The 24,922-nt window shown below is 67.8% G+C and carries 14 protein-coding genes and 1 pseudogene; 11 read left to right on the top strand and 4 right to left on the bottom strand.

What is annotated here, in order from left to right:
* The first annotated feature begins 37 nt into the window (after positions 1-37).
* Entirely contained in the window at positions 38-1,135 is a 1,098-nt protein-coding gene (fni, locus tag AB0N05_RS01990; protein ID WP_364686284.1) for a type 2 isopentenyl-diphosphate Delta-isomerase, read from the top strand.
* Here the strand turns inward: fni and AB0N05_RS01985 are convergent.
* Positions 1,056-1,778: a response regulator transcription factor gene (locus AB0N05_RS01985; protein ID WP_364686281.1), complete on the bottom strand. Its 723-nt coding sequence runs from the start codon at positions 1,776-1,778 to the stop codon at positions 1,056-1,058. The two genes, fni and AB0N05_RS01985, sit on opposite strands and share 80 nt — an antisense overlap.
* Positions 1,779-2,047: 269 nt before the next feature.
* Between AB0N05_RS01985 and AB0N05_RS01980 the strand changes: the two genes are divergently transcribed.
* From AB0N05_RS01980 to kynU, 4 genes are all read left to right on the top strand, one after another.
* The gene (locus AB0N05_RS01980; RefSeq protein WP_364686278.1) at positions 2,048-2,860 is read left to right on the top strand and encodes an AfsR/SARP family transcriptional regulator; all 813 of its coding nucleotides are present in this window, start codon (positions 2,048-2,050) and stop codon (positions 2,858-2,860) included.
* A 66-nt stretch (positions 2,861-2,926) separates the two neighbouring features.
* On the top strand, positions 2,927-3,631 hold the full coding sequence (locus tag AB0N05_RS01975) for a response regulator transcription factor (protein WP_364686275.1): 705 nt from the start codon (positions 2,927-2,929) through the stop codon (positions 3,629-3,631).
* Entirely contained in the window at positions 3,631-4,683 is a 1,053-nt protein-coding gene (locus AB0N05_RS01970; RefSeq protein WP_364686272.1) for an amidohydrolase family protein, read from the top strand. Before AB0N05_RS01975 ends, AB0N05_RS01970 begins: the two co-directional genes overlap by 1 nt.
* 6 nt (positions 4,684-4,689) lie before the next feature.
* Positions 4,690-5,922, top strand: a complete 1,233-nt coding sequence (gene kynU, locus AB0N05_RS01965; protein WP_364686269.1) for a kynureninase — start codon at positions 4,690-4,692, stop codon at positions 5,920-5,922.
* Between the two features lie 24 nt (positions 5,923-5,946).
* Here kynU and AB0N05_RS01960 read toward each other — a convergent pair.
* A pseudogene (locus AB0N05_RS01960) lies at positions 5,947-7,863 on the bottom strand (AMP-binding protein); the annotation flags it as partial.
* A 239-nt stretch (positions 7,864-8,102) separates the two neighbouring features.
* On the opposite strand from AB0N05_RS01960, the gene AB0N05_RS01955 reads away from it, so the two are divergent.
* The 4 genes from AB0N05_RS01955 (at position 8,103) to AB0N05_RS01940 (ending at position 11,262) form a co-directional block, all read left to right on the top strand.
* A complete protein-coding gene (locus AB0N05_RS01955; protein WP_364686266.1) occupies positions 8,103-9,152 on the top strand; it encodes a hypothetical protein in 1,050 nt (349 codons plus the stop codon).
* Positions 9,149-9,667 (top strand): hypothetical protein, encoded by a 519-nt coding sequence (locus tag AB0N05_RS01950; RefSeq protein ID WP_364686263.1) that lies wholly within the window; start codon positions 9,149-9,151, stop codon positions 9,665-9,667. The genes AB0N05_RS01955 and AB0N05_RS01950 overlap by 4 nt, the downstream gene beginning before the upstream one ends.
* A gap of 293 nt (positions 9,668-9,960) precedes the next feature.
* Positions 9,961-10,590, top strand: a complete 630-nt coding sequence (locus AB0N05_RS01945; protein WP_364687425.1) for an ATP-dependent Clp protease proteolytic subunit — start codon at positions 9,961-9,963, stop codon at positions 10,588-10,590.
* Between the two features lie 129 nt (positions 10,591-10,719).
* Positions 10,720-11,262 (top strand): ATP-dependent Clp protease proteolytic subunit, encoded by a 543-nt coding sequence (locus AB0N05_RS01940; protein WP_364686260.1) that lies wholly within the window; start codon positions 10,720-10,722, stop codon positions 11,260-11,262.
* Here the strand turns inward: AB0N05_RS01940 and AB0N05_RS01935 are convergent.
* Complete coding sequence (locus tag AB0N05_RS01935; protein ID WP_364686257.1) at positions 11,225-12,427, bottom strand: cation:proton antiporter; 1,203 nt, start codon at positions 12,425-12,427, stop codon at positions 11,225-11,227. The two genes, AB0N05_RS01940 and AB0N05_RS01935, sit on opposite strands and share 38 nt — an antisense overlap.
* Before the next feature lie 71 nt (positions 12,428-12,498).
* Positions 12,499-13,239, bottom strand: a complete 741-nt coding sequence (locus tag AB0N05_RS01930; protein ID WP_364686254.1) for a tryptophan 2,3-dioxygenase family protein — start codon at positions 13,237-13,239, stop codon at positions 12,499-12,501.
* A 161-nt stretch (positions 13,240-13,400) separates the two neighbouring features.
* Here AB0N05_RS01930 and AB0N05_RS01925 point away from each other — a divergent pair, with 161 nt between their 5' ends.
* The gene (locus tag AB0N05_RS01925; protein WP_364686251.1) at positions 13,401-14,942 is read left to right on the top strand and encodes a tryptophan halogenase family protein; all 1,542 of its coding nucleotides are present in this window, start codon (positions 13,401-13,403) and stop codon (positions 14,940-14,942) included.
* A gap of 29 nt (positions 14,943-14,971) precedes the next feature.
* Positions 14,972-24,916, top strand: a complete 9,945-nt coding sequence (locus AB0N05_RS01920; protein ID WP_364686247.1) for an amino acid adenylation domain-containing protein — start codon at positions 14,972-14,974, stop codon at positions 24,914-24,916.
* Positions 24,917-24,922: the final 6 nt, after the last annotated feature.

Below are 24,922 nucleotides of genomic sequence, written 5' to 3'. Positions count from 1 at the left end.
GGGCCGGTCGCCGCAACATGATTTCAGGAGGGGCGCAGTGATCAGCCAGCGAAAGGACGATCACGTCCGGCTCGCCAGGACGCAACGTGAATCGTCCGATATGGCGAACGAATTCGACGATGTGCGGTTCGTTCATCACGCACTGGCGGGCATCGACAGGTCCGACCTCGACCTCACCGTGCGTGTGGCCGGGATGCGCTGGAACTCCCCGCTGTTCATCAATGCGATGACCGGCGGCAGTGAGCACACCGGAAACATCAATCGACAGCTCGCCATCGCGGCCCGGCAGACGGGTCTGGCCATGGCGACGGGCTCGATGAGCGCCTTTCTGCGCGACCCGGATACCGCGGACACCTATCGGGTTGTCCGAGACGAGAATCCGGATGGCATCATCCTCGCGAACATCAATGCCGACACCTCCGTCGCGGACGCTCGGCGTGCCGTCCACCTGCTTCGCGCCGATGCCTTGCAGATCCATCTCAATGCCGTGCAGGAAACGGTGATGCCCGAGGGGGACCGATCCTTCGGTGCGTGGGCCGCGAACATCGGGCGCATTGTCGCCGGGGTCGATGTCCCGGTCATCGTGAAGGAGGTCGGGTTCGGGCTGAGCCGGGAAACCGTCGCCGCACTGCGGGATCTCGGTGTCGCCGCCGCCGATGTCGCAGGCCGCGGTGGCACCAATTTCGCCTTGATCGAGAACGGTCGCCGCCGCGCGGGCGACTACGGTTTCCTCGCCGACTGGGGACAATCCGCCCCGGCCTGTCTGCTGGACGCCCTGAGCTTGGAGGTACCGCTGATCGCCTCGGGCGGGGTCCGGCATCCGCTGGATGTCGCCCGCGCGCTGGCACTGGGCGCCTCGGCGGTCGGCGTGTCCGGGGCCGTGCTCGATATTCTGCTCACCAAGGGGCTCGATGCCCTGATCGCCGAGATCCACTGCTGGCTGGACCAATTGGCGGGCATCATGGTCATGCTCGGCGCGTCCACCCCGCCCGAACTCGCCGATCGTGATCTCGTCATCACCGGGGAGCTGGCGAGCTTCTGTGCGGCTCGGGGGATCAGAATCGACCAGCTGGCAGCGCGCCGTGCCCGGCGGGCCGCGAAGATCGCGGTGCGTCGGACACCCTCCTTGCAGTAGGCGCCGACAGCAAGCCGCTCTTGTGCACGGCGTCCATTCGCGACACCGCGCGCAATTTGCGAAAGATATTGTGCACGTGCCGTTTCACGGTAGCTTCCGAAATCTGCAACCGCCGGGCGATCTGCGCATTCGTCATGGATTGCGCGACCAGTTCGAGGACGGCGCGCTCCCGCTCGGAGAGCGCGCCGGCCTGGCTGTCCATGGCCTTGATATCGGTGAGCGCGAAATGGTCGTGCCCGCCGAAGGTTTCGCGCAGCACATGCATGAGCTCGCCGCCGCCCGACTCCTTGGAGACGTAGCTGGAGATCCCGTATGCGGTGAGGCGCTGCTCCAGCGCGTCGTCACGGTTGGACCCGAGCGCGATGAGCCGGGTGCGCGGCGCCGTGGCCCGCAGCGTGGCCAGGGTCTGTCGGTTCGGCGGGGTGGGCAGCTCGATATCGAACAGTGCGGCGTCCGGTTGCAGCCGTTCGATCGCGGCGCACGCGTCCTCCACGCTCGCGGCCTCGCCCACCACCCGGAGCCGGTCGGTACCCAGCAATGCCCGGAGACTGTCCCGGAACAGCTGATGGTGGGTGACGACCATCAGCCGAATCGCCCTGTGGCCCAGGTGAACCGGGAGTACGCCGTGAGCTTCTGACCTCATGGCTCACCAGGCTAGGTACCGCCTCCCGCCCGGCGACAGTAGCAACCCGGCGACAGTAGCCACTCGGTCACCTCGAGGTGACCGCGATGACCGGTACCGTTCCCGGCCCCCGGCCCCCGGCCCCCGGCCCCCGGCCCCCGGCCCGGGGTATCTCGACTGGAGATGAGTGCCATCGCGAAGTGGCCATGGACGGGCTTGCCCGGGTGCCCCAGACTTTGGAATCGCGGTTCATCAGGCGTGTTCCGGGATATCGGCAGGGCGGGGAGAATATGCGCGACGTTGAGTCGGAAGTCTTCATAGAGGCGAGGATGCTGGGCCCGCTGCGGCTGTGTGCCCCGCGGTCCGCGGTGCCGAGCGCGGCGAAGCCGCGCACCCTGCTCGCGCTGTTCGTGCTCAATCCGGGTCGGCAGTTCCCAGCGTCATCCCTGATCACCGAGCTATGGGAAGACCGTCCGCCACTGAGTGCGGCGGCGACGCTGCAAACCTACATTCTGCAACTACGCAAACTGCTGGCCACGGCCACGGATGTGACTCCCGCGGTGGTGTCGGAGTCCTTGCTGCGCACCATGAACGGCGGCTACGTCTTCACGCCCGGCGATATGTGGCTCGACGTGCACGAGTTTCACCGCCTGTCGATGCGGGCCGATGCGAGGTCTCGGGCGGGCCGGGGCGCGGAAGCCGTCGAGGCGTACCGCGCCGCCGAAGGGCTGTGGACCGGATCGGCGCTGGTCGACGTGGAGCAGGGTCCGGTCTTGCGGGCCGAAGTGGCGCGGCTGGAGCAGTCGGCGCTGTCGGTCAAGGAACGGCGGCTCGCGGCCGAGTTGCGGATGGGCTATCACCGCGCGGCGCTGGGCGATCTCGCCTCGCTGGTGGTGCAGCACCCCTTTCACGAAGGTCTGCACGCCCAATTCATGGTCGCACTGTACCGATCGGGCAATCGGACCGCCGCGCTCGACGTTTTCCACGGTCTCCGGCGCACGATGGCCGACGAACTGGGGTTGGGGCTCTCACGCAACCTGCATGAATTGCAGCACGCCATTATCAACGCCGATCTCGTTCCCGATGAGCTGGCGATGATCTGACCGGCGCGCGGAACCATCATGCAATTCGGCTCGGCCTTCCACGAGGCTATAGAAGGAAGTAATGCCATGTATGAGAACAATCTGAACTCGGCATATGCGTTGGAACCCCTCGACGGCGACTACGGCGTCGAGGATGCCGCCCTTTCGGTCCTGGTTGTCCTTCCGAACGAGATCTCGAGGTGGGGGATCACCTCGATGCTGCACAGTCTTCCGCAGGTGCGTACCGTGCGCGGCTGCACCGACTTTCGAGAGGCGCTGCCTCTGCTGGAGGGCCATCCTTTCGATATCGCGATTGTTTCCGCGGATGGGGTGGAGGAGTTCGAGCAGGTAGCCGCCGTGGCCGCGAATCGTGATGTGCAGACGCTGGCATTGCTGCGCGACGCCGGTGACGAGGCGGTAGCCCAGGCGGCGACCTTGGTCGCCGATGGTTTTCTCCTCGACTCCGTGGTCGATTCGAAGGCGCTCGAGGATGCCCTGTTGCGGCTGCGGCGTGGCGATTTGGCGCTGCCGCCATCGCTGGCCCGGGGCCTGATCATGGAGCTGCGCCGCCGGGACCAGCCGTGCACCGGTAGCTTTCGCCTCACGCCGCGTGAACAGCAGACGCTGACGCTGCTGGCGGAAGGGCTGAGCAACAAGCAGATCGGCCGCCGTCTCGGCATCTCCATACACGGGGCCAAGCGGCACGTCGCCAATGTGCTGGCAAAACTGAACTGCTCCAATCGGACTCTCGCGGTGACCTATGCCATCCGTGACGGTCTGCTGAGCGTGTAGTGAACGCACCCGTCGCGGAGGAATGGCTCCTGGCCGACTCCGCCTGGTGGGGCGCGGGCCGATGGTTCGGACGGTGCGCCCTCCGCCTGCATGACGGTGCGCCCGCCGATTCCTCACCCGCCGCCCCGGAAGACGTTCCGGCCCGTGCTCGGACGAGACGACTCGCGGGGACCGTGCTGCCCGGGCTCCGTGATGCGCACGTGCACTGCGGATTGGCCGACATTCGCGCGGTCCGCGCCGGCGGGATCGCCGAGGTGCACGATCTCGGCAGCGCTCCCGATGTGCTTGCCGCCTTGCGCACCGCGGACCCGGCATTGCCGAGGACGCGGGTGGTCGGCGCGTTCCTGACCGCCCCCGGGGGCTATCCCTGCGATCGGTCGTGGGCCGCAGGCAGTTTCCGCGAGGTGCGCTCACCGGCGGACGCCGAGATCGCGGTGGCCGAACAGCTGTCGGCCGGGGCCCATGCCATCAAGGTCGCAGTGAATTCCGATGCGGGCCCGGTGTTCTCGGGCTCGGTGCTCACGGCCGTCGTCGCTGCCGCACAGCGTGCCGGTCGCACCGTCGTCGCGCACGCCGAGGGCCGGGACGCGGTGCGGTTCGCCTACGACCACGGCATCGACGCGCTGGCGCACACCCCGTGGACCGAACGCGTCGACGACGGGCTCATTGCCGATGCGGCACAGCGAATGAGCTGGATCAGCACGCTGGATATTCATGGCTACGGCGTCGACACCCCGGAATTCCGCACGGCGACAGACAATCTGCGACGGTTCGTCGAACACGGTGGCGTCGTCCGCTACGGGACGGACCTGGGCAATGGGCCATTGCCGCTGGGCGTCAATCGCAGGGAGATCGCCGCGCTGCTGGCCGTCGGACTCACACCCGACGACGTGCTCACCGCCATGACCGATGTGCGCGGCGGGGCCCCACCGTGCTGGATCCCGGGCGGACTCGACCGGGACCGCGCACATTTCGCCGAATCACTCTGCCACGCACAGGTAGTCGATTCGATCACGCAGAGCAAACCATGTGACGAGTCACCGGAAAGGTGAGCACCCATGCTCGACAGTGACGACCTGCTGACCCAGGCGCATGCCCTGGATGCCGCCGATCCGCTGCGCGATTTCCGGGACCGGTTCGTGCCCCTGGACGGCGGTGACGTGGTCGCCTACTTCGACGGCAACTCCCTGGGCCGCCCGGCCCTTGCCACCGCCGAGCGAATGGACCGATTCATTCGTGGGCAGTGGGGACAGCGGCTGATCCGCGGCTGGTTCGATGGCTGGTTCGACTGGCCCGGACAGCTGGGCGACCGCCTCGGCCGCGTGGCACTCGGTGCGGACCCCGGCCAGGTCGTGGTCGCCGACTCGACCACCGTGCTGCTCTACAAGCTCGCGCGTGCCGCCGTGGACGCCCGGCCCGGCCGCCGCGAAATCGTCCTCGACACCGATAATTTCCCCACCGATCGCTATGTCCTCGAGGGCATTGCCGCCGAACGCGGCTTGCGCCTGAGGTGGATCGACACCGATCCGGCCGCGGGCGTCACGGCCGAACAGGTCACGCGCGCGGTCGGTCCGGACACGGCGCTCGTCGTGTTCAGCCACGTCGCCTACCGATCCGGGTATATCGCCGACGCCGAGGCGATCACCCGCACCGCCCACGACGCGGGCGCGCTGGTGCTGTGGGATCTGAGCCACGCCGTCGGCTGCGTTCCCGTCCACCTCGATGCCTGGAACGCGGACTTCGCGGTCGGATGCACCTACAAGTACCTCAATGGCGGTCCCGGATCCCCGGCGTTCGGGTATGTCAACCAGCGTCTTCAGGATCATGTGCGCCAACCCATCCAAGGCTGGATGGGGCATCGTGACCCGCTGGCGATGGGCCCGGGATACCAACCCTCACCAGGCATTCGCGGGATGATCAGCGGCACCCCGCCGATCCTGGCCATGTTGCCATTGCTGACCGGTCTCGACATGCTCGAGGAGGCCGGTATGGACGCGGTCCGCGCCAAGTCGCTGCGGCTGACCGACTATGCGCTCGAACTGGCCGGCGCATGGCTGCTCGGCCATGACGTGAGGCTGGCCTCGCCACGGTCTCCCGAATGCCGCGGCGGTCATATCACGCTGTGCCGAAACGACTTTCGTGAGATCAACGACGAGTTATGGCAGCGTGGCGTCCTGCCCGACTTCCGTGCCCCCGACGGCATCCGCATCGGTTTGGCCCCGCTGAGCACCGGCTTCCGCGACGTCCACCGGGGATTGTCGGTCCTCGCCGAACTCGTCGCTCGCCGTTGATGATTCCGCCAGGACCAGCGCGCAGAGGTCCTCGACGGTCGCGCGCAGGAAGCCGGACATGGCGATCGAGACCCCGTAGTCCCGCTCGATGTCGTGGCGTAACCGCATCATTCGCACCGACTCCAACCCCAAACCGATCAAAGGCGTGTCCACGGACAGGGTCTGGCGGCTCACGCCGAGCAAGTCGGCGATCCGGCGGCGCAGATCCCCGGTGACGGCGGCGGACCCGGCGATGGGCGCGGGTCGCGTACTCCTCGCCAGTCCCACGAGACCACCGTCGAGATAGGCCTCCCGGCAGCCGCGCCTGCGCACCTTCCCACTCCCCGTGCGCGGCACCGCCGCGGGTTCGACGAGCACGACCTCATGAACCTCGACCTGATGTGCGCTGGTCACCGCGGCACGAATGCGCGCGGCGAGATCCGCCGCGTCGACGGCTGTGCCGGGCGACCGCACGGCCTGAACAATGATTATCCGTTCCCCCTCCGGCGAATCCACGGAGAAGGCCGCGCCCGGAAGCGTCGCCAATGCGGGCTCGACCCGGTGCACGGCCGCCTCGAGGTCCTGCGGATACAGATTGCGGCCATTGATGATGATCAGTTCCTTCAGCCGGCCGCAGGGCACCAGATCATCGCCCTGGAAGAAGGCGAGGTCGCCGGTCCGCACGAAAGGGCCCTCGCCATTCGCCAGTGCGGCGGTGAACACCTCGGTCGTTTCCGACGGACGGTTCCAGTACCCCTGGCATACGACCGGGCCGCTGACCCACACTTCACCGACTTCCCCGGCGGCACACTCGGTTCGGGACTCGGCATCGACGACGAGGACGCGGCCGAAAGGTCCGGCGTTCCCGCATCCCACGAGTGATTGCGTCCGCGCGGGCCTTTCCGGTGATGCCGGTTCGGCTCGGCCCTGTTCCAGTGCGGCGGCATCCACCACGACATCCAACGAGCCGGGCCGGTGTGTGCCGACTACGATCTGCATGGTCTCGGTGAGGCCGTACGCCGGAAACAGTGCGGAGCGTCGAAAACCGCTGGGCGCGAACGTCTCCGCGAATCGTTCGAGAGTGGCCGACTGAATTCGCTCGCCTCCGATGAGCGCGGCCTCCCAGCCGGACAGATCCAGCGTTGCCCGCTGATCCGCGCCGATCTCGGTGCGGCACCGCTCATAGGCGAAGTTCGGCCCGCCGCTGAACACCGGTCCGGGGGTTGTCGAGATCGCCGCCAGCCACCGATAGGGATCGGCGACGAAGGTCTCCGGGGCCATCGCGACCGCCTCGCCACCCACCAGCTGGGCGAGCAGCAGATGCCCGAGCCCGAGGGCGTGGTGCGGCGACATCCAGCACACCACATTGCCGCCGTCCGGCAGCCGGGTGAGGGCCCGGAAGTTGGCGATCTGGGCGGTGAGGTTGGCGGTCGAGACCATCACGCCCTTCGGGCGACCGGTCGACCCCGAGGTGTATTGGAGCAGGGCCAGATCGGCCGCGGAGCTCCGAGGCGGAACCCAGAGTCCCGCACGATCACCGATCGACGCGTCGACGGCGAACCACTTCCCGGGTGGGTTCCGGTCTTGTCCCCAGCCATCGCGCAAGGCGGGCATCGACTCCGCCGTGGTGAGCACCGCGGCGACTTCGGCATCGGCCGCCACGGCGGCGAACGGCGCGGCCGTATCGGGCTCGGCCGCATTCGATTCGGGGGAGAACGGCACGGCCGTCACGCCCGCGTACAGGCAGCCCAGGAATGCGACGAGGAAATCCGGACCCGGCGGGAGCAGCAAGAGCGCCCGCGCGCCCGCGGGGCATTCCTGCTGCAAGGTCGCCGCGACGGCGCGCGCCCGCAGGTCGAGCTCGCCGCGGCTGAGGACCACCCCGGGCTCGCCCGGCGAGTGGTGCCGGGGCAGAAATCGGAACGCGGTGGCGCCCGGCGCCCGGCCGGCGTTCTCCCGCATCACATCGATCAGCGAACCGATCGCGGATGTCATTGGGAGAGTGGCGAAATCGGTCATATGCCGAGGATCCCCAGCATCGGTGGTTCTGACCATCCCCGGACGGAGTCGCCGAACGGTCACCGGCGCGGTAGCCGACCGGTGAACGCCGACCGGCGCTCAACCACCGCTCCAGTGGAATTCCAGGCCGGCCGGTCAGGATCGGTCGTGTTGATCGATGCCTCGAAGGGAGTCCCACAGTGGTGAGCAAAGTGCTGATCACGCACGCGGAGACCGCGACATCGGCGGCGCCCGACCTGACGACGCTGTGGGACACGCTCATCGGCGGCATCGTGGCCGACCGTCCGGATTCGGCCCGCCTGCTTCCCGCGGCGGGCGGACCCGGGCCGTGCCTGCCGCGGCTCACGGCCGCGGCACTGGGGCCGGTGCTGCCGCGCCTGCGCGCGGCGGCGAACGATCGCCGTCGCGGGCGGCCGGTCGTGCTGGTCTCCACCGTGCTGGGCTCGCGCCCGTATTACGACCACAGCCATGCCGAGGCCGGCTGGTTCGGCATTCGGCACGCCTTGACCATGGATGTGGCCGTGATCTCCGATCTGGTCGGCGAGGCCACCGATGTCATCGGCATCGGTTCCGGTGGCGCCGCGGGCACCACGGCGGTCGGCATCGCCCGGGGGCTCATCGCCTGCGGGCGTGCCGATTTCGTGGTGTGCCTGGGAATCGAGATCGGCTCTCTGGAGATGATGCTGCCCGGTGAGGGCTGGGGCGTGCTCGTGCTGGAATCGGATCGATGGGCGCGTGAGCCGGTCGGTTCGGTGCTGGGCTACGGCGAGGCTTCCGACGGGTACGACCTCACGGCCCGATCGCCGGTCGGCGCGGGTCTGACCGCCGCCGTCACTCGCGCCCTGGCCGAATCCGGCTCCACCGTGGATGACATCGGCTGGATCTGCGCGCAGGGCACCGGAACTCCGGTCGACGATGCGCGACAGGCACGAATCTACGGTCGGCTCTTCGGATCCCGTCGGCGCCCCGTTCCCTGCGTCTCGCTCGCGGGCGTGACCGGCTATTGCCGGGGCGCTTCGGGCATCATCGAGGCCGCCGTGGCCTGCCGTTCACTGCGGGAGGTGATGGTGCCCGCGAATTCGCCGCCGGGGGAAGCCGATTCCGCTGTCGCGGCTCCCGGCAGCGTGTTCACGCCCGCTGCCCCGATGGCCATGGATCCCGAATCGAGGGTGCTGTCGACCTCCTTCGGATTCGGTGGCGCGGTGTCGGCCATAGTGATCGGACAAGTATGACCAGCATCGACCCGCACGCGCTCCCGATCCCGTTCGGCTCGGCATCGGACTGGGTCCTGTGCGTCGAGGAGCCCGCCACCGGCGAACCGGAGGTGGCGGCCAGGGCCGTCGCCGAACTGCTTGCCGGCCTGAACCCGGACGGAGCCCGGATCGGCGTGCTGTGGTCGTCGTCCACCTCCGGTAGCGAGGCCTACAGCCGGGTGCTCGGGCAGCTCGGGCATCCCCCCGCACGCGACCTGGCCGAACTGGTGTCGCTCAGTGGTGCGGATGCCGTTGCGGCCGTGGTCAGTACCCGCTTCCGGCTGACCGGCCCGACGGTGTCGACGTTCGGCCCGTGGAGCGATCATCATCTGTGGCTGGCGCAGTACTACGTCGATACCGCGCGCGCCGACCTCATGCTGGTCGGATTCAGCCTGCTCGGAAGCGATTCCGTCGTGGCCGGCGTCCGGGTCGTCGAATGGAATTCGCGGGGCGTGCCGTGCGCGGTGACCGATCGATCCACCGAATCGATCTGATTCGACTGCCTTTCCCGGAGAAGACCGCGTTGTGGCTAGCAGCGGAGAGCAAGACCGCGTCACGCCTAGTAGTGGGACTGCCAGTCGCGCAGGTGTGTTCGCCCGGGGCGAACGTCCCGTGCCTGTCGTTTGCTCGAAAACGATCACGGCTACAGTGGCGTTCGCATGTGAAAACCGCGGCGAGAGGGGAGGAGTCGGCGGGTGCTGCGTTCGCCGGCATGTTTCCCGACCCAGCACACCTTTCGGGTGTGACGGTCCTCCGACGCGACAGGAGAGAAAGAGAGCGCGTGAGTATGAACGACCACAGGCCCGGCTTTTCCCCGGTGGCAGCCAATCCCGGCAGTGGGTTGGCTTGGGGTGACTCGCTTTTCGACCGGCTTCTCGCTCAGCGGATCATTGTGCTCGGACAGGAAGTGAACGACGAGATCAGCAATAAGGTCTGCGCGCAGATGCTGTTGCTCGCCGCCGAAGACCCGGTGGCCGATATCTCGCTGTACATCAACTCTCCCGGCGGTTCGGTCACGGCGGGTATGGCGATCTTCGACACCATGAACCTGATCTCCTGCGATGTGAGCACCTACGCCATGGGTATGGCCGCGTCGATGGGCCAGTTCCTGCTGTCCGCCGGGGAGCCCGGAAAGCGTTTCGCCCTGCCCAATGCCGAAATCCTGATGCACCAGCCCCTGGGCGGCGTCGGCGGCAGCTCGTCCGACATCACGATTCAGGCCGATCGGCTGCGTCGGTTGAAGGCCCGAATGGCCGAACTCATCGCCGGATTCAGCGGGCAGACGCCCGAACAGATCCGCGAGGATTCCGAACGCGACCGGTGGTTCAGCGCCGTCGAGGCCAAGGAATACGGTCTCGTCGATCACGTGATCACCCGTTCGGTCGAGGTCGGCAAGACCCCCACGGGCGTCTCGTAGCCGAACTCGAAGCGTCTCCGTCGCCGCGGCCTTTCCGCTCGCGGTGACGGAGACGCGGGTGATCGGCGTGTTATCGACAGGGATGCGGCAGCGGGGCGGGTTTTGCGCGGTTGGGCAATGAACAAGGTAATGAGCGACATGTTCGAGGATCGAACACTTCTCCTCAGCGGTGAACTGGGGACAGACGCTTCGAATGATGTGATCGCCCAGCTGATGTTGCTGGAATCCATGGACCCCGATCAAGGGATCCGGCTGTACCTCGACTGCCCTACCGGATCGCTGCCGGCCGCTTTCGCCGTCTGCGACGCGATCGAGTGCCTCCAGCCCCCGGTGTCAACCTGGGCGATAGGCGGGGTCGGCTCGGTGGCGGCCCTCGTCCTGTGTTCCGGAACCATCGGTCACCGCTACGCGCTGCCCGGATCGAATATCGTTCTGCGCCAACCCGGTCTCGGTGAGGGGCTGATGGACGAAACCCCCATGCCCACGCCGGCGGCATACAACGGATGGATCGCCGATATGATCCGGCTGCTCGCCGAGCGGACCGGGAAACCGTCGGACACCATCGCCACCGACCTGCGCAACAGTCATTACCTCTCGGCCTCCGGCTCGGTGGCCTACGGGATCGTCGACCGGGTCATGCCCGGCGGGCGGCATCTGCCGCAGGCGAATTGACCTCGTACGCGGGCGGACCGGATTCGCCGAACCAGCGCAGCAGGGGTGCGGTCATGGCGGTGGTGAGCAGTGCCGCGATGACCATGAGGGCATAGAGCTGTCGATCGAGCAGGCCCGCCGAGAGGCCGACGACCAGAATCACCAATTCGGTCAGCCCGCGGGCGTTCATCAGGCTCGCCCAGATCCCGGCCTCACGATGACTCAGCCGCCCGCAGCGGGCGGCGAGGTAGGTGCCACCCAGCTTGCCTGCGACCGCGACGGCCACGATGGCCGGGAGCTCCACCAGCGCGCTCGGGCCGATCGATGCCAGGTCCATATGCAATCCGGCGACCACGAAGAACGCGGGCAGGAACAGTGAACTGACAGTGCGGATTCGGTCGGCAGTCCCGGTACTGCCGGTGCGCGGGAATGCCAGACCGAAGGCGAACGCACCGAAGATGACGTGCAGTCCCGCCCATTCGGTGGCGGCGCCGCACAGGAGCGCCCCCGCCACGGCGACACTGAACGTGCCGTTCGGCGTCGATCGAGCCAGGCAACGGGCGAGCAAGGGCCTGCCGAGGATCAGACCGGCGATCACGGGGAGCAGCAAGAGCATTCGCCACGAGTCGTGATCCTCGGCCCCGACCAGGCCCAGCACCACGGCCAGGACAATCCAGGCCAGCACATCGTTCAATGCCGCGGAGGCCAGGCTCAATTGGCCGAGGCGGGACTTCAACATCCCGCGATCGTCGAGAATGCGCGCCAGCACCGGGAAGGCCGTCACCGCGATCGCGGCGCCCATGAACAGCGTGAAGCCCAGACGGTGCCCATTGTCGTGACGGGCCAGCAGCGTCGCCCCCAACGCGGCGCCGAGCAGGAACGGGACCACGTAGGACGCCGTGGAGACGCCGAGGACGAGTCGTCTGCCGGTGCGGAAGAGGCCGGCGTCGACCTCCAGCCCGGCATGGAACATGAACAGGGCGACGCCGACATTCGCGAAGGCGCTCAGCGGCGACTGCACCTCCGGCGGGAAGGCGGTCGTGGCCAGGGTATGGCCCAAAACCATTGGGCTGGCCAGAATTCCCGCGGTGATCTCGCCGACCACCGGTGGCTGGCCGACCATGGTGGCGAGTCGGCCGAACACTCGCGCCGCGATGGTGATGATCACGAGGTCGAGCAGGAGCATGACAAGTTGATGACTCGGCACCGGAGCGCTTTCTGATTGTCGCGGAAGCGGATTGCTCTGCCGGGGCCGGCCTAGAGCTCGGACCGGACTGCCCAGAGCTCGGGGAACAGTCGCAGTGTCATGCGGGCGCGCAGATATTCCACGCCCGCCGATCCACCGGTCCCCGGCTTGTATCCGATCTGGCGTTCCACGGTGAGCGCATGGTGTGATCGCCACCGGCTGAAGGCGTGATCGACGTCGAGGAGGGCCTCGGCGACCCGCAGCAGTTCCCAGTGCTCGGCGGGGAGGCCCCGATATCCGGTGCGCCACAGTTCGGCGAGCGAATCGACACCCCGCTTCTCGACGAGCATCTCGAACGCCTCGCGCAGGCTCGGTTCCGCCAATCTGCGGAACAGGCGCTCGCGCTCGCCGTCGGTCAATCGCACGCGGTCCAGATAGTCGGCGTCCTTCTGTCCGGCCAGGAACTCGATCTCGCGGTGCTGCACGGATTCGAACCCGCTGCCGCCCTTGAGGGTGTGCCGGAACGCGAGGTAATCCATCGGCAGCATGGTGTCGATCACCGCCCACTGGGAGATCAGTACGTTCTGGATCGTCACGAGCCGGCGCAGCAGGTGCTCGGCCGCATCGGTCTCGCCGGCAAGCAGCAGATCGCGCGCCTGCTCCAGTTCGGCGAGCATCAGCTTGAACCACAACTCATGCACCTGATGGACGATGACGAACATCAATTCGTCGTGCGCGCCCGTGTCGGGCTGGCAACTCAGCAGCTGATCGAGTTGCAGTACGTCGCGGTAGCAGGTCCGCTCTGGGGTCACGAAGCCGACACTAGGAACTCCGGCCCCTGCCTGCCAGTGCCCGAATGGACGCTCCATGAGGCACTGCCACGTGGGACAGTGCCCGAAGGAGTAGTCGTGCTCGAACAGCGAAACATGTTGCACTGACCCGGAATCGGTATCGGGCTGTGAAGAGGTGGAACATGCTGCGCAATGTCGTCATCGTCGGTGGAGGTACGGCCGGTTGGATGACCGCGACCTACCTGAAGGAGGCTTTCGGCGAGCGGATCTCGGTAACCGTCGTCGAATCCGACCGGGTGCCCACGATCGGCGTCGGCGAGGCTACCTTCAGCACCGTCCGGCACTTCTTCGACTATCTGGGGTTGTCCGAACAGGATTGGATGCCCGCCTGCAATGCGTCGTACAAGCTGGCCATCAGGTTCGAGAACTGGCGCGAACCGGGTCACGTCTTCTACCACCCCTTCGAGCGCATGCCGAAGGTGCAGGGGTTCACCCTGGCCGACTGGTGGCTCAAGCTCGGGGGTGAGCGGTTCGACAAGGACTGCATGGTGATTCCCGCCCTGTGCGACGCCGAGCGGTCACCGAAGTTCCTGGACGGGAACCTGTTCGAGCGTTCCCTGCACGACAGCGGTGATCGGCCGCGCCGCAGCACCATGTCCGAGCAGGACACCCAGTTCCCGTACGCCTACCACTTCGACGCCGCGCTGCTGGCCGAGTTCCTCGCCGACTGGGGCACCCGCCGCGGCATCCGCCGGGTGCGCGACGACGTGCTGGACGTGAGCCAGGACGAGCGCGGCTGGATCACGCACGTGGTCACTCGCGAACACGGCGACATCACCGGCGAACTCTTCGTCGACTGCACCGGATTCCGTGGCCTGCTGATCAATCAGACCCTCGACGAGCCCTTCGAGTCCTACCAGGAGTACCTGCCGAACAACCGCGCCGTGGCGCTGCGCGTCCCGGCCGATATGGCCGAGGCGGAAATGCGGCCGTGCACGACCGCCACCGCGATGGACGCCGGCTGGATCTGGACCATCCCGCTGGCGAACCGCATCGGCACCGGCTACGTCTACGCCGACGACTTCTGCTCGCCGGAGGAAGCCGAGCGCACGCTGCGCGAGTTCGTCGGCCCGGCGGGTGCTGACGCCGAAGCCAATCACATCAGGATGCGCATCGGCCGCAACCGGAACTCATGGGTGCGGAACTGCGTGGCGATCGGACTGTCCAGCGGGTTCGTTGAGCCGCTGGAATCCACGGGGATCTTCTTCATCCAGTATGGCATCGAGCAATTGGTCAAACATTTCCCGGACGAGACCTGGCAGCCGGAGCTGACCACCGCCTACAACAGTGCGATCGGACGCTGCCTGGACGGTGTCCGGGACTTCCTGGTCGTGCACTACCGCTGCGCGGCACGGGCCGATACGCCGTACTGGAAGGCGACGAAGGACCGGGTGCTGCCGCCCGGACTGGCTGAGCGTCTGCAGGCTTGGTCGGCGCGCCTGCCCGACGAGTCGAGCGTGTATCCGCACTACCACGGCTTCGAGCCCTACTCGTACAACCTCATGCTGCTCGGCCTCGGCGGCCATCTGCCCGCGCGGTCGCTGCCCGCGCTCGACTACCTCGACGACACCGCCGCACGGGCGGAAATGGCCCGGGCACAAGAGCGTGCGGCCCAGCTCGTGGATGCCCTGCCGAGCCTGCACGACTATCTGCTGTCGCGCTGAGCGACACGACCCGGGACGGATGGCCGGCAATGAATCTTGGTGACCTCGCTCAGCGGTACGGACAGGGCGGGCTCTCGACGGCGGAGGCGCTCGCGGAGCTGGAAGGGCATGTGACGCTTCCCTTGTCGGAAGGCCAGCCCTTGTCGGAAGGGCAGCCCTTGTCGGAAGGCCAGCGCGGCCTGTGGGTCCTGCACGAAATGGAGCCCGGCGGCTACTCGTACAACGTTCCGGTCGCCTTGGCGTGCGCGCACGTCGACCCGGACGCGCTGCGGGACGCGTTGGTCGAGACCGCCTCGCGCCATCCGATTCTCACGGCCACCGTCGCCACCGGGCCGAACGGACCGCGGCTGTCCCTCGGTGATGCCGAGCGGCTGCACGTGGAATCCGCTGATATCTCGGGTGTTCCGGCCGACGGCGTGCTCGGGGCGCTGCGGGAGCGCGCGCGACGGCCGTTCGATCTCACGGCGGAACCGTTGATCCGGCTGTCGGTCCTGTCTCGCGCGCCCTCCGAGATCTATGTGCTCCTGGTCGTGCACCACCTCATCCTCGACGGGCCGTCGCTGTGCGTGGTGCTCGATACCCTGCTTCGCGCCTACGGCGCCCGGGTAGGCGGCGGGGAAGCGCCGGATGCGCCCGATGCCGCGGCGTTCGGCGAGTTCGTCGCGCGGGAGCGGGAGTTTCTCGGCAGTCCGCGCGCGGACCGCGAAAGAGGCTTCTGGAAGCGGGAACTCACCGGGAGCATCCCGCTGACCGGCCTGCCCACCGAGAAGACGCCGGGTCGGGACGTGCCGCACGAAGGCGAGGTGTACACGCGCCGGCTGTCGCGGGAGCAGACCGGGGCGGTCGCCGCCCTCGCCGCGGCGAACGAGGTGCTGCCCGCGGTATTGCTGCTGGCCGTCTTCAAGACGCTGCTGCACCGATACACCGGGCAGGACGACCTCGTCGTCGGGATGCCGGTGTCCCGGCGTCCGGCGGGCCACTTCGATTCATCGGTCGGCTACTTCATCAATATGCTGCCCATCCGCAGCAAGCCGAAGAACTCCGAGGAGTTCACGCGGTACGCCCAGCGCTTGCAGTCGGCGGTGTTCGAGGCCCTCGACCACGGGGACTACCCCTTCGCGCATATCGTGCGCGAACTCGGTGACCGCGACAATCCGCGGTCGCCGGTGTTCCAGGTGGCCTTCAACTATCAGAACTTCTCGCTCTCCGGCCGGGTGGAACGCCTGGCCGACGAGCTTCGTGACGTGTGGTCATTCCGGGCGGTGCCGGGTCTGCATCAACTCGGCGAGTACGACCTGGTGCTCGATGTGGATCCCGGTGACGGATTCGAGCTGCACTGGAAATACCACCCCGGCCTGTTCTCCGCCGCCACCGTGGCGCATCTGGCCGACCACTTCGGCGCCGTGATCGATCACCTCGCGGCGTCGGGCGGCGAGGTGGCACTGGACCGGCTGAACCTGTTCGGCGCGGCCGAGCGACGGCGCGTGCTCGAGGAATGGAATCGAACGGACGCCGTGTACCCGGAGCATCGGACGGTGTGGGACCTGTTCGCCGAACAGGCCGGATCGCGTTCGGAGAAACCGGCTTTGAGTTGCGGTGCGCAGACCCTGACCTACCGGGAACTGGCGGAGCGCGCATCGGCTCTGGCCGCGCGGCTGCGGCGGCGAGGCGTCGGGGACGGCCGAATGGTCGGCGTCTGCTTCGAGCGCTCACCCGATCTGATCGTGGCTCTGCTCGCGGTCATCAAGTCCGGAGCGGCCTATGTGCCCTTGGCTCCGGAACTCCCGGCCGAGCGGCTCGCCACCATGATCCAGGACAGCGGGATCGACCTCATCGTCTGCGACGAGGCATCGGTGCCCGCATTGCCGGGCGGATCACGGATCCATGTGACCGATCGCCCTGACAGCGGCGCGGACGAAGGGCCGAGCGAGGCGGATCTCGTTGTCACAGGCCCGCGGACGACGGCCGCTCCCGCGTACCTCATGTACACCTCCGGCAGTACCGGCAGGCCCAAGGGCGTGGCGATCGCGCATCGGTCGCTGACCAATCTGCTGCTGTCCATGGCGCGCGCCCTGGAGGTGACCTCCCGCGACCGGTTGCTGGCGATCGCCACCTACAGCTTCGACATTGCCGCGCTGGAGTACTTCCTGCCGCTGATCACGGGCGGACAGTGTCGCATCAGCGAGTCGGCGACGGTCAGGGACGCGACTCTGCTCGCCGACGAAATAGCCGACTGGCGGCCCACTCTCGTGCAGGCGACCCCGATCACCTGGGCCATGCTCCTGCGGGCCGGATGGCAGAACACGGGCGAGGCGCGGATCCTCAGCACCGGCGAGGCCTTGCCGAGTGATCTGAAGGACCAGCTCGTATCCCGCGCAGAGGCCTGGAACCTGTACGGGCCGACCGAGACCACGCTCTATGCCTCGCTGAAGAACCTGCGGCGGGACGAGCCGGTGACCATCGGCGCACCCGTCGCGAACACCCGGCTGTACGTCCTCGACGGGACACTGGAGCCGGTGCCCGTCGGCGTCCCGGGTGAGCTGTGTATCGCCGGACACGGTGTGGCACTGGGATACCAAGGCAGGCAAGCTCTCACGGCCGAGCGATTCGTCGCCGATCCCTTCGCACACGGCGAGCGCATGTACCGGACCGGCGATGTGGCTCGCCGCCTGCCGAATGGCGAAATCGTCGTGCTCGGACGACAGGACCATCAGGTCAAACTCCGCGGCCACCGCATCGAGCTCGGCGAGATCGAGGCCGCGCTCGACGCCCATCCGAATATCGCGCACAGCGTCGTGGCGGTGGAGCCCGGCAATGGCGAGGCGAAACGGCTCACGGCGTACTTCACCGTGCGCGACCGCGGGCAGGTTCTCGACACCGGGTCGCTGCGTGTGCGGCTGCGGCAGACCCTCCCGGCCTACATGGTGCCGAACGCGTTCGTGGCCTTGGAATCCTTCCCGGTCACCGCGAACGGCAAGATCGACCGGGCACGTCTGCGAGAGCACTCCGGCGGGCCGGTTCCGCCCGCGCGGACCGCGCCCGCCGGGCAGTCCGTCGCCGGTGAGCCCCGGATCGAACGGGTGCTGCACACGATCTTCGGCGAGGTACTCGGCCGCGACGACATCGACAGGGACGAAGGCTTTTTCGAGGCCGGAGGCGACTCGTATTCGGCCATTGTCGCGGTACAGAACATCAATCGAGTCCTCGGATGCGACCTGCGGCCCACGGACCTGTTCGCGCATTCGTCGATCGCGGCCATGGCCCGGCATGTGGCCGGGCCGCGAACGGAACAACCGCGGGTGGTGGCATCCCAGGCTCGACCGGCACGCGCGTGCGACCTCGGCGACACGGTCGCCGTGATCGGAATGTCCTGTCATTTCCCCGGATCCGAGGATCACCGGGAGTTCTGGCGCAACCTGCTGGCGGGTGATGCCCCCGATACACGCTGGTCGCCGGAGGAATTGCGGGCGCGCGGGGTACCCGACGAGCTCATCGAGAGAACCGATTACGTGCCGCGCCGGGCGATCATCGAGGGCAAGGCGGAGTTCGATCCCGCGTTCTTCGGCCTCTCGCCACGCGATGCCGAGCTCATGGATCCGCAGGGTCGCCTGCTGCTGCTGCACGCGTGGAAGGCCTTGGAGGACGCGGGATATCGCCCGGAGGACGTTCCCGGCACCAGCGTCTTCACCTCGACGAGCAGCAACTTCTATCAGATGCTGCTGCCGAGCCTGATGGCCGATGCCGGGACGCGGGTACTGGCCGACACCGAGGAATACGCGGCGTGGCTGTTCGCGCAGGGCGGCACCGTGCCCACGATGATCTCGAACAAGCTGGACCTCCGGGGTCCCAGCATGGCGGTGAGCACCAATTGCTCGTCGGCACTGAGCGGACTCCATCTCGCGGTCCAGGGGCTGCTGTCCGGTGAGGTCGATCAGGCGCTGGTCGGTGCGGCCAGCCTCTACTCCTCGATGGAACTGGGCTATGTGCATCAGCCGGGCCTGAACTTCTCGAGCGATGGTCACTGCCGGGCGTTCGACGACGCGGCCGACGGTATGGCCGGCGGCGAGGGCGTCGGTGTCGTGATGCTCAAACGCGCCGACGATGCCCTCGCCGACGGCGACCATGTCTACTGCCTGATCCGCGGCGTGGCGGTCAACAACGACGGCGGTGACAAGGCCGGTTTCTACGCGCCGAGCGTGCGCGGACAGGTCGAGGTCATCCGCAAGGCGCTGGACCGGTCGGGAGTGTCCGCCGAGTCGGTCCGCTACGTGGAGGCGCACGGCACCGGTACCAAGCTGGGCGATCCCATCGAGGTGGCGGCGCTGTCCGAGGCGTACCGGCACGACACCGGCCGAAGCCGTTACTGCGCACTGGGTTCGGTCAAGAGCAATATCGGCCACCTCGATGCCGCGGCGGGGATCGCGGGCCTGATCAAGGTGGCCCTGAGCCTGCACCACGGCCAGATCCCGCGAACCCTGCACTGCGAGGTGCCGAACACCGAAATCGATTGGGAGAACTCACCGTTCTTCGTGGCCGACCGGAATATCCCCCTGGACGCCGAGGGCGCCGAGCCCCCGCGGGCCGGGCTCAGCTCGTTCGGAGTCGGTGGCACCAATGTGCATGCGATCCTCGAGCAGACGGCTCCGCGCACGCGCGCGATGCCGGCCGCGGAGGGGCCGCAGCTGGTGGTGTTGTCAGGGCGGGACGGCGACCGCGTGCGGGCGCTGTGCCGAAACCTGCTGGCATTCCTGCCCGAATACCGCGCCGCGGGCGGAGACCTGGCCTCGCTGGCATACACGCTGCAGGTCGGGCGGCGGGCGATGGCGAGCCGGATCGCCTTTGTCGCCGATGATTTCGACATGCTGTCCGCACAGCTGCGGACTCACGCCGAAGGTCGCCTGCCCGATGCGGCGTATGAAGGCGTTCTCGTGCGGCCGACCGGGGAACTGATCTCGCTGTTCGCCCGCACCGACCAGCTCCGCGAGCTCACGGCGCACTGGCTCGGGCATCAGGAATGGGACAAGATCGCGCCCTTGTGGGTGAGCGGTATCGACCTGGACTGGAAGCTGTGCCACGGTACGCGGCCACCGGCGCGGGTGAGCCTGCCGACCTACCCGTTCGACACCAAACCGTTCTGGCCCGCCCCGGTGGCGAAGACCGGCGAGCCGGCGACGCCGACGCGATCGATCGACGTGCCCGCCGACGCCGAGGACTTGCTGGCCGCCGCCGCCGGAAGTTCCGGGATCCCAACGTTTCTGGCGCGTCGCCAGGGGCACGTGGCAGAGATGAACGACCTCCTGCGTCGTGTGCTGTTCGCGCAATTGTGGTCCGCCGGGCTGTTTCCCGACGGTGTGCCGAGCGAACGGATCGGTGCGGGGGGCGCGATCGCCCCGCGCTATCGAAAGTGGCTCGACGCCACGGTGAACGCGCTACTGGACGGTGGCGAACTCGTTCGCGACGGGGATGTCCTGCGGACGCCGGGCGGAGCGCCCGACCTCGCGCGGGCATGGCACGCCTGGCGAGAGTGGATGCGCGCGCACCGCGACGATCCCGAGCTGATCGCCAAGGCGACCGTGACCGAGCGCATGATCGAGTCCGCGCCGGCGATCCTGTCGGGGGCGGAGGCCGCGACCGCCGTGCTGTTCCCCGGTGGGTCGCTCGACCTCGTCCAGTCGGTCTACAACGGGAATATCGCCTCGGACTACTTCAACTGCGCATTGGCGGCCACCGTCGGTGCGGAGGTGGAAAGCCTTTCTCTCACCTCGCGTTCCGGGATTCGCATCCTGGAGGTGGGTGCGGGTACCGGCAGCGCCAGCGCGTGGGTGTTCGACCGGCTGGCGCGGCACGAGACCGCGATCGCGGAGTATTGCTACACCGACATCTCCAAGGCCTTCCTGATCGCGGCCGAGAAGCGATTCTCACCGCGGGTGCCGTACCTGGACTACCGCGTCTTCGATGCCGAAAAGCCCGCCGGTGCACAGAATCTGGCGGTCGGACAGTACGACATCGTGATCGCCAATAATGTCCTGCACGCCACCGAGGACGTGGCGAAGAGCGTCGAGCACGTCCGGGAACTACTGCGTCCGGGCGGGGTGCTGCTGCTCAACGAGCTCACCGGCAACGAATGGTGGGCGCATCTGACCTTCGGGTTCCTCGACGGCTGGTTCCGCCACTCGGACGGCACGCGAATGGCGGGTGGACCCGCGCTGGCGGCGGGTTCATGGCGAGAAGTACTGCGAGCGAGTGGATTCGACGAGGTGCGGTTCCCGACCGCGGAGGTCGGATCGCTCGGAATGCAGATAGTGGTCGCCCGGGCGGGACTGTCCACACCTCGGGTCGCTCCGCGTGCCGCCGTCCGGCAACCCCGGGCGACCGAACCGGAGGGGTTGCGCGGCACACACCTTGAGGAAGTCATCGCGACCTGCCTGATGAGCTCCTTGAAGCTGAGCCGGGACGAACTCCGGGCCGAGGTGCCGTTCGCCGACTATGGGCTGGACTCGCTCACCGCCGTCACCCTGGTGCGGCTGCTCGACGAATCATTGGGTACCACACTGGATCCCAGCATTCTGTTCGACAACCCCTCGATCGGGCGGTTGGCGACATTCCTGCTCGCCGAGCACGGTGCCACGATCACCGCTCACCGGACCGAGCCCGCGCCGGAGGACATCGAACCCGCACCGCGCGGTACCGGACCCGTCGTCGCGTCCGAGACTGACACCGAAGTGCCTCTGCCCGAAGTGAATCGGCTCGAGGTGCCCGCGCACCGGGAGCCCATCGCCGTCATCGGTATGAGCGGCAGGTTCCCGGGCGCGCGGGATCTCGATGAGTTCTGGCGTCAGATGGTGGCGGGGACCGACCCGGTGACTCCGGTCTCCCGCTGGGACCTGCCGGACGACCGGAACACTTGTCCGCGGGGCGGATTCCTCGACGGCATAGAGGATTTCGATCCGCTGTTCTTCGGAATCTCCGGGCTGGAAGCCACCTACATGGAACCGCAGCAGCGATTGTTCCTTCAGGAGGCGTGGAACGCGCTCGAGGACGCGGGCTATACGGGCGAGTCGATCGACCGGGACCGCTGCGGCGTCTATGTCGGCTGCGGCGACGGCGACTATTTCGACCTGACGACGGCGTCGGAATATCCGGCACAGGCGTACTGGGGCAATATGTCCTCGATGGTGCCGTCCAGGCTGGCGTACTACCTGGACCTGCACGGACCGGCACTCACGGTGGACACTGCCTGCTCGAGTTCGCTCATGGCCGTTTACGTTGCCTGCCAAGGCTTGTGGGCGCGCGAGGCCGACCTGGCGCTGGCCGGGGGTGTCGCCATCCAGTGCTCTCCCCGGGTCTATCTGGCGGGATCGCGCGCCGGGATGCTCTCGCCGTCCGGCCGGTGCAACACCTTCGATCGTGCCGCCGACGGATTCGTCCCGGCGGAAGGCGTCGGCGTGCTGGTCCTGAAGCGGCTTTCCGACGCGGAGGCCGACGGCGATCATGTCTACGGTGTGATCCGCGGTATCGGCGCCAACCAGGACGGCACCTCCAATGGGATCACCGCGCCGAACGGCACCTCCCAGGAATCCCTGATCCGCCGGGTCTACCGTGATTTCGAGATCGACGCCCGGGGTGTCCAGCTGGTCGAAGCGCACGGCACGGGAACGAGATTGGGCGATCCGGTGGAATTCAATGCGCTGGTCCGCGCGTTCCGGGCCGCCACGGACGATACGGAGTTCTGCTCGCTGGGATCGGTGAAGGCCACCATCGGCCACGCCGGGGAAGCGGCCGGGGTGGCCGGGCTCATCAAGACCCTGCTGGCCATGAAGCACGCCACCCTGCCCGGATTGCTGCACTTCCGGACCGCCAATTCCGCGATCGCCTTGCCGGGCAGCCCGTTCTACGTGCACTCGGAGCCGAGGGCGTGGGCCGCACCGCGAGACGGTGTGCGTCGCGCGGCGGTCACATCCCTCGGTGCGAGCGGGACCAATGTCCACGCCGTTCTCGAGCAGTCACCGGCCCGATCGCGGCGGGAAACGCCAGGCGGCCCGCGGCTGATCGCGCTCTCCGCGCGCACGGCGGACGCCCTGCGCGAGCGGGCGGCACGCCTCGTGCGCCATTGCGCGGAAAACCCGGACATCGACCTCGGCGATATGAGCTACACGCTGCTGTTCGGGCGGACGCACTTCGAGCATCGGTGGGCCTGCGTGGCAAGCGATGTGGCCGAGCTGGTGAGCACGCTCTCCGCATGGCTTTCCGGCGACCACGGCAGCGAGCCGGCCGCATTGGGGGCGAACGCTCCGAGCGACCGATTGCACAGCGTGGCAGCGGAATTCCTCGAGGGGCAGCGGCCCGGATTCGCGGAGTTGTTCCGCGCCGGGCGATTCCGGCGCGTGCCATTGCCGGGCTATCCCTTCGATAGGACCCGTTACACGCTGCCGAGCGCGGTGCTCGAGGTCGAAGCGCCCGCACCCGACGACCGCGAGGAACAGGCTCGGCCGAGCGAACCCGTCGTATTGCTACCGGTGTGGGAACCGATCGACGAGGTGACCGAGCGCTGGCCGCTGGTTTCCGAGTCGGTGGGAATCATCGCGATGTCGCGGGACGCACGCGAGGTCCTGACCGCGATGTATCCCGCCGCGCACGTGATATCGACTGCGCCGCACCATGATATCGAGAGTGCGCTCCGGGCCGCCCCTGCGGTGGATCACCTGATCTGGGTGGCTCCCGACCACACCGAGGCGGCCTCCGCCGCGGATCTGATCGACGGTCAGCAGGCGGGCACGCTGCATGCGTTCCGCACGGTGAAGGCCTTGCTCGCCGCAGGTTATGGCAACCGTTCGGTGGGCCTGACCGTGATCACACAGCGGGCGCACGCCAGAGACGAGTCCGAAGCCGCCGACCCCACCCACGCCGGTGTCGCGGGCTTGGCCGGCTCGGTGGCGAAGGAGTACCCCAACTGGGCCGTGCGGGTCGTGGATCTCGAGGCCTACGACATCCGGTCGCTGTCGGCGGTAACGGGTCTGCCCGCCGACCCGGAGGGCAACCCGCGTATCCGCCGCGACGACCGGTGGCACCGGCAGCAGCTGCTGACCGTGCGCGCCGACTCGCCAAAGTCCTCTCGGCTGCGGGAAGGCGGAACCTACGTAATCCTCGGCGGAGCCGGGGGATTGGGCACGGCCATCAGCGAGTACCTGATCCGCCGGTACCGCGCGCAGGTGGTGTGGCTCGGCCGCAGCCCCCGCGATGCGCGCATCGATGCCGCCCTCGTGCAGGCCTCCGGCGCGGGGGGACCCACACCCCACTACATTCGCGCGGACGCCACCGACGCCGAATCATTGCGACAGGCCCGGGCGGAGATCGAACGGCGCTTCGGCGCGGTGCACGGACTCATTCATTCCGGACTGGTGGCGTCGGGGGAGAGCCTGGCCGAACTGACCGAGACGCGCTTCCACGATGTGCTCCGCGGCAAGGTCGATACGAGTGCGCTGCTGCTGGACGCGTTCGGCGGCGACTCGCTCGAGGTCGTCGTCTTCCTCTCGTCCATCAACTCCTATCTCAAGGCCATCAAGCAGGCGGACTACGCGGCCGCGTGCACGTTCATGGACGCCTTCGCGCACACGGTGGAACGCCGCTACGGGTACGCGGCCAGGGTGGTCAATCTCGGGTACTGCTTCAACAACGCCGTGGACGGCGGCAGCCGTTCGACGCTCATGGGCAATGAAATACCTCTCATCGAGGCCGGCGAGCTCACGGACGTGATCGAGCTGCTGTGTGCGGGCACGACCGGCCGACTGACCCTGATGAAATTCGGCCCGGGCGTGAACACCCGGGGAATCACCCTCGGCGACGACGAGATTCGCCTGCTCGCGCGGGAGTCCTCGCCGGCCGTCCACACCGAGAGCCGGGAGCCCCGGGCGGTGTTCGACGACCTCGCGTCGCTGCGTGAGCGAGTCGCGGAACTGACCGCGCTCGTGTTCTGACTGGGA

Origin of the sequence: Nocardia sp. NPDC051030 (genome assembly GCF_040683015.1) — a bacterium.
Lineage (GTDB): Bacteria > Actinomycetota > Actinomycetes > Mycobacteriales > Mycobacteriaceae > Nocardia.
Note: the sequence above shows the minus strand (reverse complement) of the source record. Positions and strands in the feature narration are given on the sequence as shown.